This is a genomic window from Xanthomonas sp. 3058 (assembly GCF_014199765.1).
In the GTDB taxonomy this organism is placed as follows: domain Bacteria; phylum Pseudomonadota; class Gammaproteobacteria; order Xanthomonadales; family Xanthomonadaceae; genus Xanthomonas; species Xanthomonas campestris_B.
In genome coordinates this window covers 210453-222929 of record NZ_JACHOF010000003.1, presented here as the reverse complement: position 1 = coordinate 222929, position 12477 = coordinate 210453, and the positions used below count along the sequence as shown (strand labels likewise).

At 67.6% G+C, this 12477-nt stretch carries 7 protein-coding genes; 4 read left to right on the top strand and 3 right to left on the bottom strand.

What is annotated here, in order from left to right:
- The first annotated feature begins 149 nt into the window (after window positions 1-149).
- Window positions 150-1955 (top strand): monovalent cation:proton antiporter-2 (CPA2) family protein, encoded by a 1806-nt coding sequence (locus GGR61_RS06440; protein ID WP_184620841.1) that lies wholly within the window; start codon window positions 150-152, stop codon window positions 1953-1955.
- 89 nt (window positions 1956-2044) lie between these two features.
- Here the strand turns inward: GGR61_RS06440 and zwf are convergent, their stop codons facing one another.
- Window positions 2045-3859, bottom strand: coding sequence for a glucose-6-phosphate dehydrogenase (gene zwf, locus GGR61_RS06435; protein WP_184620840.1), 1815 nt, complete (start codon window positions 3857-3859; stop codon window positions 2045-2047).
- Window positions 3856-5655 carry a glycoside hydrolase family 15 protein gene (locus tag GGR61_RS06430; RefSeq protein WP_184620839.1) on the bottom strand — a complete coding sequence of 600 codons (1800 nt, stop codon included), beginning with the start codon at window positions 5653-5655 and terminating at the stop codon, window positions 3856-3858. Before GGR61_RS06430 ends, zwf begins: the two co-directional genes overlap by 4 nt.
- Before the next feature lie 97 nt (window positions 5656-5752).
- On the opposite strand from GGR61_RS06430, the gene GGR61_RS06425 reads away from it, so the two are divergent.
- The gene (locus GGR61_RS06425) at window positions 5753-6499 is read left to right on the top strand and encodes a response regulator transcription factor (RefSeq protein WP_184620838.1); all 747 of its coding nucleotides are present in this window, start codon (window positions 5753-5755) and stop codon (window positions 6497-6499) included.
- A 73-nt stretch (window positions 6500-6572) separates the two neighbouring features.
- On the opposite strand, the gene GGR61_RS06420 is transcribed toward GGR61_RS06425, so the two are convergent.
- A complete protein-coding gene (locus tag GGR61_RS06420) occupies window positions 6573-7940 on the bottom strand; it encodes a HAMP domain-containing sensor histidine kinase (protein WP_184620837.1) in 1368 nt (455 codons plus the stop codon).
- Window positions 7941-8151: 211 nt separating this feature from the next.
- On the opposite strand from GGR61_RS06420, the gene GGR61_RS06415 reads away from it, so the two are divergent.
- A complete protein-coding gene (locus GGR61_RS06415; RefSeq protein WP_221237299.1) occupies window positions 8152-10500 on the top strand; it encodes a YadA-like family protein in 2349 nt (782 codons plus the stop codon).
- 65 nt (window positions 10501-10565) lie between these two features.
- Window positions 10566-12455 (top strand): S8 family serine peptidase, encoded by a 1890-nt coding sequence (locus GGR61_RS06410; protein WP_184620836.1) that lies wholly within the window; start codon window positions 10566-10568, stop codon window positions 12453-12455.
- Window positions 12456-12477: the final 22 nt, after the last annotated feature.

The window sequence follows — 12477 nt, the reverse complement described above, 5'->3', positions numbered from 1 at the left end:
GTTGCGTGGGTGTTCGCAGGTACAGACCCACACCGGGCGTGCAGCGGGCCGGGCTGCGTGCCCGGTGTGCTACCGCCGCATGCGGTATCTGGATGCGAACCGGCCGGCGACCTCGCGCGGCATAATGCGGGCCTCACGGGAGAGTGCTCATGCATAGCGGCGGTCTGGAACTGGCTCTGGTGCTGATGCTGGCGGCCATCGTCGCGGTGCCGGTGTTCAAGCGCTTTGGCCTGGGTGCGGTGTTGGCCTATCTGGTTGCCGGCGTGGTGCTCGGCCCCGATGGCGTGGGCGTGGTGCAGGATGCCGAGCGCATCAGCGGCGCGGCCGAGATCGGTGTGGTGATGCTGCTGTTCGTGATCGGCCTGGAGCTGTCGCCGACCCGCTTGAAGGTGATGCGCCACTCGGTGTTCGGCGCCGGCGCCACCCAAGTGGTGGTCACCACGGCGATCCTGGGCGGCTTGCTGATGGTCGGCAATCTGGGCTGGAAGAGCGCGCTGATTATCGGCGTGGCGCTGGCGTTGTCGTCCACCGCCGTGGGCCTGCAGTTGCTGGCCGAACGCAAGGCACTGGGCACCGACTACGGACGCCTGGCATTTGCCATCCTGTTGTTCCAGGACCTGATCGCAATCCCGTTGCTGGCGGCCATTCCGCTGCTGGGCGGCAGCAAGAACGCCACGCTGGAATGGCAGGACGTGGCCAAGGCGGTCACGGCATTGGCGCTGGTGATCCTGTGCGGGCGCTTTGTGCTGCGCCATCTGTTCAACGTGGTCGCGCGCACGCGCATGCCGGAAGTGTTCACCGCCAGCGCCTTGCTGGTGGTGCTGGGCACCGCCTGGATCATGCAGGAGGCCGGATTGAGCGCCAGCCTGGGCGCGTTCTTGGCCGGCGTGCTGCTGGCCGATTCGGAATTCCGCCACGAGCTCGAATCGCAGATCGAACCGTTCGAAGGCCTGCTGCTGGGCCTGTTCTTCATCTCGGTGGGCATGGGTATCGATCTGAACCGGGTGGTGGCCGAACCCTGGGTGATCGCCGCCGGCGTGGCGATTCTGCTGGTGGTGAAGTTCTCGCTGCTGGTCGCCATTGGCAGCGTGGCCAAGCTGCCGTTGCGCAGCAGCCTGATGCTGGGCAGCGTGTTGTGGCTGGGCGGCGAATTTGCATTCGTGGTGTTCAACGAGGCCGATCGGGTCGGCTTGCTGGAGCGCGCCAATCACGACCGCTTGGTCGCCATTGTCGGCGTGTCGATGGCGCTGACGCCGCTGTTGCTGCTGGGCATGCAGCGCATCCTCAACGGACCGCTACGGCAGCGGGTGCCCAAGTCCGACCGCCCGTTCGACACCATCGATGCACAGACGCCCAAGGTGCTGGTCGCCGGCATGGGCCGCTTCGGCCAGGTCGTCGCGCGCCTGCTCACCGCGCGGCATGTGCCGTTCGTGGCGCTGGAACACAACCCGGACACCGTAGAAGACTTGCGCCGCTTCGGCAGCCAGCTGTACTACGGCGACCCCACCCGCCCGGAACTGCTGCGCGCTGCCGGCGCCGACCGCATCAAGGTGTTCGTGATCGCGGTGGACGACCCGGAAACCAACATCAAGGCCGTACGGCTGATCCGCCGCCTGTACCCGCAGGCCACGGTGCTGGCACGTGCACGTAATCGCCAGCACGCCTGGAAACTGATGGACCTGGGCGCCGAACCGTTCCGCGAGGTGTTCGCCTCCAGCCTGGAACTGAGCGAACGCGTGCTGACCTCGCTCGGACTGGGCGAAGCGGTGGCGCAGGATCACGTCAAACGCTTCCGCCAGCACGACGAAGAGCTATTGCAACGCCAGCACCTGGTCTACGACGACGAAGCCAAGGTGATCCAGACCTCGCGCGACGCGCGTGCGGACCTGATGAATCTGTTCGAGGCCGACGTCAAGGTGGAGGCGGAGCCGGAGCAGGTGACGCGGGAGCGCTGAGCCGCTGCGTTGGCGCCAACGTCTGCGTCGTTCTGACCGCATGCAGTGCACACGCGCCAGCCGTCGTACGACGACTGGCGCGTGATGGATCAGCTGCGTGACTTGCGCGCAGTTGCGTTCTTGCCGACCGACTTTTTCGCTGCTGATTTGCCAGCCGTTTTCGCAGCCGCCCTGGTCACTGTCTTTGCCGCCGGCTTGACGACGGCGCTCCTTGCGACCTTGCTGGCAGAAGCGGTTGATGCCTGCGCAGGTTTCACCGCCGCTGCGGCAGTACGTTTGGACGCCGGCTTGGTCGCCTTCTTCGCCGTTTTCCTGGTGGCTTTCTTGACCGGCGTTGCCGCGCTGCTGCGCGCCTCCGGTGCACGGCGCGGCGGCGGTCTACGGCCGGGCGTGAGTGCGCGCCAGGCGTGTCCGCCATTCATGGCCAGCAAGGCATCGGCGGCCGAGGGGCCGGCGCTGCCGGCGGCATAATTGGGAAAGTCGCTGGGCGGTTGTTTCCAGGCATCCAGAATCGGTTGCACGATGCGCCAGGCGCCTTCCACCATGGCCGCATCCTGGAACAGCCCGGACTCGCCATTCATGCAGTCCTGCAGCAGACGTTCGTAGCCCACCGTGTATTCCTTGGGGAACCAGTCGCGGTAACGGAAGTCCATGCGTACCGGTGCCAGCGCGACCTGCGCGCCCGGGCGCTTGACGTCGAACTGCAGCGAAATGCCTTCGTCGGGTTGAATATGCAGCACCAGCCAGTCGGGGCCATAGCCGCCCACTTCGGTGCTGCGGAACGGCGCCAGCGGCGCGGGCTTGAAGCGGATCGCGATTTCGGTGGTGCGTTCGCGCAAGCGCTTGCCGGTGCGCAGGTAGAACGGCACGCCGGCCCAGCGCCAGGTGTCGACCTGCAGTTTCATCGCCACATAGGTTTCGGTTTCCGAATCTTCCGGCACGGTGTCCTCTTCTCGATAGCCCGGCACTGCACTACGACTCACAGCGCCGGAGGCATATTGCCCACGCACCACGTCTTCGGGCTTGATCGGGCGCACCGCCTCGATCACTTCGGCGCGCCGACGGTGCATCGCTTCGGTGGTGAATGCAGCCGGCGGTTCCATCGCAATCATCGCCAGCAACTGGAACAGGTGATTGGGCACCATGTCGCGCAGACAGCCGGTGGGGTCGTAGAAACGTCCACGGCCTTCCACACCGATGGTTTCGGCGGCGGTGATCTGCACATGATCGATACGGTCACGATTCCACACCGGCTCGAACAGGCCGTTGGCGAAACGGAACGCCAGGATGTTCTGCACGGTTTCCTTGCCGAGGAAGTGGTCGATGCGGAACACCTGATCCTCGTGCAACACCTTGGCGACGGTGGCATTGAGATGCTTGGCGCTCGGCAGATCGTGGCCAAAGGGTTTTTCCACGATCACCCGACGCCAACCCTGGCCCTCGCGCTGCTTGACCAGGCCGGCTTCGCCCAGGTTGAGCAGGGCCGGCTCGAAAAAGCGCGGGGCGGTGGCCAGATAGAACAACACGTTGCCCTGGGTGCCGTAGCGTTTGTGCAGTTTTTCCAGCGCACCGTTCAACGCCTGGTAGGCGCCCAGGTCGGTGAAGTCGCCGCGCAGGTAATGCATGCGCTCGCGCAGCCAGTCCCAGGTGTCGGTATCGAACTGATCGGTCTGGAATTCAGCGTCGCGGCTGCTGAGCAGCTCGGTCATCGACCGCCCCATGTTCGTGCGCCACGCGCGCTCGCTGATGTCGCCATGGTCTATGCCGACGATGGCGAAGTGTTCGCCCAGTGCGCCGGAGCGACGCAGGTTGTACAGCGCCGGCATCACCAGCCGTTTGGTCAGGTCGCCGCGTGCCCCGAAGACCACGATGATGCACGGCGGCGTTGTCGCTTGTTCGTTCATGGATGCGTTTCCTTTTCGCCCATACGTCCGTGCAGGCGCAATGCCGCATTGACCAGGGCCACGTGGGAATACCCTTGCGGGAAGTTACCGAGCATGCGCTTGCTGCGCGGGTCGTATTCTTCGGCGAGCAGGCCCACATCGTTGCAGAGCCCGAGCAGGCGCTCCAGCAACACACGCGCCTGCTCGGTGCGCCCGATCAATGCATAGTTTTCCACCAACCAGAAACTGCAGGCCAAAAAGGTGCCCTCGCCGGCCGGCAGGCCATCGGCGCTGTCGTCGGCGCGATAGCGCTCGACCAAGCCGTCGATGGTCAGATCGCGGGCGATCGCATCGGCGGTGGCGGCAATACGCGGGTCGTCTGCGGGCAGAAAGCCGACGATCGGGATCAGCAGCAGCGAAGCGTCCAGGCGATCGGAGCCATAGCTCTGCACGAAGTGCCCCTGCGGGTGCACGCCCTTTTCCAGCACTTCGGCATGGATTTCCTCGGCAATGCGGCCCCAATGCGCGCGCTTGGCCGGATCGGCGTTGGTGATGCCGTCACGTGCGCCGCAATCGAACGCCAGCCATGCCATGACCTTGGAATGCACAAAATGGCGGCGTTCGTCGCGGATTTCCCAGATGCCTTCGTCGGGCATGCGCCAGAGCGTTTCGAGCGTGTCCAGGATCTTTTCCAGCAACGATGCGGACGAGCCATCGTCATCGGCCGATGGCGCCACGCCTTTTTCGCGTGCGTAATGGAACGCGCCGATCAACTCGCCATACACGTCGAGCTGGAACTGATCCACTGCGGCATTGCCGATACGCACCGGGCCGGAGTTTTCGTAGCCGGGTAACCAGTCGGCTTGCCACTCCTGCAGGCGGCGCTCGCCGGCAATGCCGTACAGCGCCTGCAACTGGTCCGGCGAGCCGGCGATGGCGCGTTGTACCCAATCGCGGAACGCAGTCGCTTCGTCGTGATAGCCGGCCTGCAACAAGGCAATCAACGTAAAGACCGAATCGCGCAGCCAGCAGTAGCGGTAATCCCAGTTGCGGGTGCCGCCCAGATGCTCGGGCAACGACGCGGTGGGCGCGGCGACAATGCCGCCGGTGGGCAGGTAACTTAGGCCTTTGAGCACCACCAGCGAGCGGCGCACCTGCTCGGTCCACGGGCCGACATCGGTGCAGCGGCGTGCCCAGCCGTGCCAGAACGCGGTGGTGCGTTGCAGCGCCTGCTCGGCATCGATCGCCGCCGGTGTGGGTTCGTGCGACAAGCCGTGACTGAGCACGAACCAGGTGCTGTCGCCCTCGCCCAGCGTGAAGTCGGTTTCGGTGCCCAGGTGCTTGCCATGCAGGGCCTGCGGCGTGCGCAACGCCAGTTGGTCCGGGCCGGCGATGGCACGGATGCCGCCGTCGATGCCGGTCACCCACGGCACCGTGCGGCCGTAGTTGAAGCGGAACGTCAGCCGCATATGCATCGGCACCTGCCCCTGCACGCAACGCACGATCCGCACCAGATGCTGGTGGCCATCGCCATCCTTACCGGCCACCATGAAATCGACCAGTTCCACCGTCCCGGCGTCTGCGATCAGGCGCGTGCACAGCACCAGGCTGTCGTCCTGGTAGGCGCGTTCGCTGCGGAACTCGACGCTAGGCGCCAACGCCCACCGACCATGCTGCTCATCGCCCAGCAGCGACGCGAACACCGCGTCCGAATCGAAGCGCGGCAGACACAGCCAGTCGATCGATCCGTGCGGGTCTACCAGCGCTGCGCTGTGGCAATTGCCGAGCATTGCGTAGTCTTCGATGCGTGGGGCCATTGCGACGTCGCCTCTGCAGGAAACCATCAGTGTGGCACCGCCCACGTCTGCACTTCGTAACGCGCCATGACCGTCTGCGGCTACACTGCATGGGCGCATGAACGCCGACCCTGCTGCCGCTGCCTTGCGCGTGCTTGTCCTCGAGGACGACCCGATGCTGCGCGAGCGCATCCTGATTCCCGGGCTGCGTCGTTTCGGTTTTGACACGCACGGCTGCGGCACTGGCGCCGAACTGCAGGCATGGTTGCAGACCGCGCAGACCGATATCGTCGTGCTCGATGTCGGCCTGCCCGATACCGACGGCTTCACGGTGGCGCGCGCATTGCGCCAGCAGCAGTCCGCACTCGGCATCGTCATGTTGACCAGCCTGGACCAGACCGAAGACCGCATCCGCGGCCTGACCGGCGGCGCGGATGCCTACCTCACCAAACCGGTGGAAATCGACCTGCTGGCGGCGACGCTGCACAGCCTGGCGCGCCGCCTGGGCAGCCCGGCCGGCGACGCGGCACGCAGCCACTGGCAACTGAACGCCGATGGCTGGTGCCTGCTCGCTCCGTCGGGGGCCACCGCCGCGCTGACCGCCAGCGAACGGCGGCTGTGCCGGCGTCTGCTGGAACAACCCGGCTTGCTGGTGGCGCGCGAGTCGCTGATCGCTGCGTTGACCGATCACGTGCACGACTTCGACGCGCACCGGCTCGATTCGATCGTGCACCGTCTGCGCGCCAAGGTGCAACGCCGGTGCGGCGCCGCCTTGCCATTGGCGTCGGTGCATGGCGAAGGCTACATCTTCGACCCGGCCGGGCTAAGCGCGGCCAACCCGACGTCGCGAGCGGTCGTCAGATGAGTGCGGACAGCGCGCTCAGGGCCAGACGTCTGCGGGTGGCACGCGCCCGCCTGTCGGCGGCGCAGGTGCGTTGTCAGCCGCCCCGAGCGGCAACTGCGTCGGCGCGCGGCAAGACGATGCGGATGCGGGTGCCCGCGCCAATGTCGCTGTGCACCTGGATACGGCCACCGGCGCGGACCACCAGGTCGTGCACCACCGCCAGCCCCAGGCCGGTGCCGCTGTCGGCAGGTTTGGTGCTGTAGAACGGCTCGAAGACCCGCGCGACCACATCGGCCGGCATGCCATGGCCGTCGTCGCACACCTCGATCACCGTCCAGCCGTCTTCGCAGCGCACGGCGATATCGAAATGGCCGCCATCGGCGATGGCATCGCGGCTGTTGGAGGCGAGATTGAGCAGCATCAGTTCGAACTGGCTACGCTCGAACAGGATCGGCGCCGGCTGTGCGGGCAATGCGCAGCGCAGCACGATGCGCGCTTCCAGCAATTGCCGCAGCATGGGTTGCAGGACATCCACGGCGGCGGCCGCGTCGAAGCATTCGGCATGTTCGGCCTCGCTGCGACTGAAGCGCAGCAGCCGGCGGGTAATCGCCGTGCCACGCCGTGCCGATTCCTCCACCGCTGCAAGATGGGCTTCCAGGTGCGTGGCGCGCTCGGCGTCGCTACCGGCCTCGTCGTCGTGGCGTGCGCCGGCAAACCCGATGATCACCGCCAGGATATTGTTGAAGTCATGCGCCAGGCCACTGGCCATGCGTTCGATGATTTCGCGTTTCTGCGCATGGATCAGCTGCGTCTGCGCGCGTTCGCGTGCAAGCATTTCCTGCTGCAGGCGGTGCCCGCGCGCGTTGGATTCGCGCAGGCTTTCGCGCAGCGCTTCGGTGGTGCGGTCCAGTAGCAACGTCACCAGCAGATAACTGAAAAGCACCGACGGCACGTTGTAGAAGGCGCGCTCCGGGGTCTGGACAAACTGCGTCAGCGCATCGCGGGCAACGCCCACGCCCAGCATCAGCAGCAGGGCGGCGAAGGTGACCCACAGCGCGCGCCGCCCGAGCACCAACCCCGACAGGATCAGCAACAGCATCTGCGCCAATTGATCCGGCAACTGGCGCTGCAGGCCGTGGACAGCGGCATTGACCAGCAGCGACAACAGCATCGACGCCAGCAACAACCGCACGCCCCTGCGCAATGCGCCACGGCGCACGTGCGACAGCCCGATCGCCGCGCACACGGCGATCAGCAGGCTCATGGTCAGCGATACCACCAGGCCTGGAGGCGGCGCGCGCCCTTGCAACTGCGGCCACGCCAGCGTCAATGCCACCGCCGTAACCGCCGGAATGGTGATGGCCAGAAACAGCAGCAGAATCTGGATCACGCGCGCGTTGCGCCGATCCACTTCATCGACGATCGGCGCGCGGTCGAACCAGCGCAGCAAGGCATTGGTCATAAGACGCGAGTCCTGTTTCCGCATTCAGTGAGAAACCGGTGAGCATCCTGCGAGAACTTGCGGGTGACAAGCAAATGACGACGCGCCTAAGTTCGATTCACGGACTGCGCCCGGGGGCCCGGGGCGCACATCCAACACCCACCGTACCGAGATGGCACACGCGTGCTGTCGACGTCGCGTCCTGCCCAGTCGTCCGTCTCCAGAGATCGCCATGACCACATCCATGTCCACGCGCGGCACCGCCGCCCATCGCTCGGTCCTTCGCGCTGCACGCAGCGCACACCCCATGCGCGCTCCGCATGCATTGGCGCTTGCCTGCGCGCTGTGCCTGGCTGCGCCAGCGATCGCGCTGGCCGCCATTGCCAATCCCCCGGCAACGTCGGCCACGACGCCGGCAACCGATGCCGCCGCGACCAACGCCGGCACCGTCTATCTGCAGGCGACCGGCAGCGACAGCAGCGATGCCGGCGCCTATGCCGACGGCGAAGAAGCACTGGCGGCCGGCGAAGCCGCCTCCGCAGTCGGCACCGGCACCGTAGCGCTGGGCGCCGGCGCGGTCAGCTATGCCAACCAGGCAGTGGCGGTAGGGCATAACAGCCTGGCCACCGAGATCTCCACCACCGCGGTCGGTGGCGTGCTCGACCTGGATTTTTCGTACAAGCAGAACGGGCAGGTGATCCTGCAGCAGACCTCCGCCTCCGGCCTGGCCGCAACCGCGCTGGGCGCCGGCGCGCAGGCCAGCGGCGAGTACAACGTGGCCACCGGCGCCGGCGCGATCGCCAGCGACCGTTCCAGCGTCGCCATCGGCGGCATCGTCGATCTGGGCAATGAGTTGTATCCCGGCTTCGGCCTGGACGGGGTCTATCTACAGGCCACCCAGGCCACCGGCCCGCTGTCCACTGCGGTGGGCGGCGGTGCGGCGGCCACCGCCTACGGCACCACTGCGGTCGGCGCGCTGGCCGAGGCCAGTTCCGAACGCACCGTGGCGATCGGAACGCAGTCGATCGCCAACCAGTACGGTGCGGTGGCCGTCGGCGGGCGCAGCGAGGCGTCCGGCGAATTCGCCGTGGCGATCGGCGTCGCCTCCAGGGCACTGGGCCGGAGTAGCCTGGCGCTGGGCGGAAGCGCCTTGGCCGCGATGGACGACACCACCGCGCTCGGACAGGCCGCGCTGGCGCTGCAGCGCGGCGCCACCGCCATCGGCAGCGGTGCTTGGGCCGGCGGCACGCGCAGCATCGCCATCGGCAAGGCGATGGTCTGGAACGGCAATTTCTGGGGCGACACCCCGATCCTGTTCTACGACAGCATTGCGGTGGGCACCGGCGCAGACGTCTACGGCAACCAGTCGATCGCGATCGGCGCCGGCGCGCGGGTGGGCAACTCCACCTTCGTCAACGATGTGCAGGTAATCACCAACAACAGCGTGGCGCTGGGCGCCGGCGCAGTGGCCGAACGCGACAACACCGTCTCCATCGGCCATGCCGGTGGCGAGCGCCAACTGACCAACCTGGCCGCCGGCACCCTCGACACCGATGCGGTGAACCTGGCCCAGCTACGCGGCGTCGCCAGCGCGTTCGGCGGCGGCAGCGCGGTGGATGCCAATGGCAACCTGATCGGCGGCAGCTATCTGGTCAATGGTGCGCGCTATGCCGACATCGGCTCGGCGGTGGATGCCATCGACGATGCACTGACCCTGTTCGACACCCGGCTCGACACCATGACCGCATCCGGCAGCGGCCAGGGCGTCAGCGTTGGCGGTGGTGGCGGTGGCGACATGACCGCGCCGAGCACCGGTGTCGGCACCAACGCGGTGGCGATCGGCTCCGGGGCCACCGCCAACAGCGACAACGGCATGGCGCTGGGCGCGTCCGCACTGGCCTACGGCCCCAACGACACCGCGATCGGCGCCAATGCCAGGGTCAATGCCGACGGCAGCACCGCGCTGGGCGCCAATGCCCGCATCGCCGCCGTCGCGACCAATGCGGTGGCCGTCGGCGAAAGCGCTGCGGTCAGCGCCGCGTCCGGCACCGCGCTCGGACAGGGCAGCTCGGTCACCGCCGAGAACGCCGTGGCGCTGGGCCGGGGTGCGCTCGCCGATCGCGCCAACAGCGTGTCGGTCGGCAGCGCCGGCAGCGAACGCCAGATCGTCAACGTCGCCGCCGGCACCGCCGACACCGACGCGGCCAACCTGGCACAGGTACGTGCCGGCGACAGCGCCACGTTGAACAGCGCCAACGCCTACACCAACAGCCGCGTCACCACGCTCGACGACAACTTCACCCAGTTGCGCAACGACACCAAACGCCGCCTGGGCGATATGGACCGGCGCATGGACCGCCAGGGCGCAATGAGCGCGGCGATGCTCAACATGGCCATCAATGCGGCCGGCACGCAGAGCCCGCGTGGACGCGTGTCGGTGGGTGCCGGTTTCCAGAGCGGCGAGCAGGCGCTGTCGATCGGCTACGCCCGCAAGATCGGCAGCCGCGCGTCCTTCAGCCTGGGCGGCGCCTTCAGCGGCGGCGAATCCTCGGCCGGCATCGGCCTGGGCATGGATCTGTGATTCCCAGCATCGCCCGCGCACCGCGCCTTCCCGCGTTTTCCCTTTCGAGCCTCTAGGAACTGCAGATGACTTCTTCCAACACACTCGCCACCGCCCTTGCCGCCGCCCTGGTCGCCAGCGGCGCCCAGGCCGCGACGGTTGCGGCGATCGGCCGCGGCAGCGTGCACGAACCAGTACCACAATCGACCCAGGTGCAGGACCTGGGTCAGCGTTTCATCGTCAAGACCCGCGACAGCGATGCGCAAGCGCGCGGCCGACTCAACAGCGCGCTGTCTGCGGCGGTTGCACGCACCGGCATGCAGCGGGCCAAGGCGGCCAGCGGTGCGCTGCCCGCACGCGGCGCGCTCAGCGCGCAGGTGCTGCGCGAGATGGCGGTGCCGGGCTGGCATGTCGTGCGGGCGTCGCGCCACCTGGCGGCCAGCGAGCGCGCCGCCTTCATCGACGAACTCAAGGCCGACCCGAGCGTGCTGTCGGTGCAGGTCGATCGCCTCTACCAGCGCCTGGACGCTCCCGGCGTGACCCTGCCCAAGGGCGCCAAGGCGGTGGCCGCCGCCGCGCCGACCGATCCGAACTACGGCGCGCTGCAGTGGAACTTCCACGACCCGGTCGGCGGCGTGAACGCCGAGCAGGCCTGGACCCGCTCCACCGGCCAGGGCGTGGTGGTCGCGGTGGTCGATACCGGCGTGGTCAAGGACAACCCCGATCTGGCCGCGAACGTGCTGCCCGGCTACGACATGATTTCCGATCGCCGCGTCTCGCGGCGCGACAGCGATGGGCGCGCGGCAGGTGGCGACGACCTGGGCGATTGGGTGGAGGCCGATTACTGCGCCGCGCTGGGATCGCCCGGAAATGCAGCGCAAAACAGCTCCTGGCACGGGACTCATGTCTCCGGCACCATCGCCCAGGTCACCAACAATGGCGCGGGCACGGCCGGGTTGGCCTACGACGCCAGGATCCTGCCGGTGCGCGTGCTCGGCTCGTGCGGCGGCTTTTCCAGCGATATCGCCGACGGCATGCTGTGGGCGGCCGGTCTGCCGGTGGATGGTGTGCCGACCAACCCGAACCCGGCCGAGGTGATCAACATGAGCCTGGGCAGCGGCGGCCCGCAGTCATGCCCGACGCTGTACCAGGATGCGATCGACCGCATCAACGCTGCCGGGGCGATCATCGTGGTGGCCGCCGGCAATTCCAGTGCCGACGCCGGCACCTACACCATGTCGTCCTGCGACGGCGTCATCAGCGTCGGTGCCACCCGCATCAACGGCGGGCGCGCCAGTTATTCCAGCTACGGCCAACGCGTGGACATCGCCGCGCCCGGCGGTGGCGGCAGCGTCGATGGCGATCCGGGCGGCTATATCTTCCAGGTGGTCAACGCCGGCCCCCAGGGGCCGACCAGCACTTGGGAGGTCCGCGGCATGGCCGGCACCTCGATGGCCGCTCCGCACGTGGCCGCCGCCGTGGCGCTGGTGCAGAGCGTGGTGCCGACTCCGCTGACCTGGAGCGCGATGCGGACGCTGCTGCGCTCCAGCGCCCGGCCATTCCCGGTGACGATTCCGACCGCCACGCCGATCGGCGCCGGCATCCTGGACGCCGATGCCTTGCTGCGCCAGGCGACCACGCCGCCCTGCGATCCAGCCGATACCAGCTGCATTCCGCCGACCACGCCGATAGCCAACAAGGTCGAGCTGCGCAGTCTCGACAGCCGCGACGGCAACCGGCTGTACAGCTTCGAGGCCAAGGCCGGCACGGCGCTGACCTTCATGTCCTTCGGTGGCAGCGGCAGCGTTGCGCTGTATGCCGCCGCCGGCCGCGCGCCGACCGACAGCAGCTACGACAGCCGCTCGGTGCGCACCGGCACCACCCAGACAATCCGCTTCACCGCACCGACGGCAGGCACGTATTACCTGCGTCTGTCCGGCAGCTACAGCGGGCTGACCCTGGTGGCGCGGCAGTAAGCGCAAGCGGCAGCGCCTGCCG

What these genes read in the sequence shown, in the direction of transcription:
- GGR61_RS06440 (WP_184620841.1), top strand. Translation starts at nt 150, where the DNA reads ATGCATAGCGGCGGTCTGGAACTGGCTCTGGTGCTGATGCTGGCGGCC.
- zwf (WP_184620840.1), bottom strand. Translation starts at nt 3,859, where the DNA reads ATGAACGAACAAGCGACAACGCCGCCGTGCATCATCGTGGTCTTCGGG.
- GGR61_RS06430 (WP_184620839.1), bottom strand. Translation starts at nt 5,655, where the DNA reads ATGGCCCCACGCATCGAAGACTACGCAATGCTCGGCAATTGCCACAGC.
- GGR61_RS06425 (WP_184620838.1), top strand. Translation starts at nt 5,753, where the DNA reads ATGAACGCCGACCCTGCTGCCGCTGCCTTGCGCGTGCTTGTCCTCGAG.
- GGR61_RS06420 (WP_184620837.1), bottom strand. Translation starts at nt 7,940, where the DNA reads ATGACCAATGCCTTGCTGCGCTGGTTCGACCGCGCGCCGATCGTCGAT.
- GGR61_RS06415 (WP_221237299.1), top strand. Translation starts at nt 8,152, where the DNA reads ATGACCACATCCATGTCCACGCGCGGCACCGCCGCCCATCGCTCGGTC.
- GGR61_RS06410 (WP_184620836.1), top strand. Translation starts at nt 10,566, where the DNA reads ATGACTTCTTCCAACACACTCGCCACCGCCCTTGCCGCCGCCCTGGTC.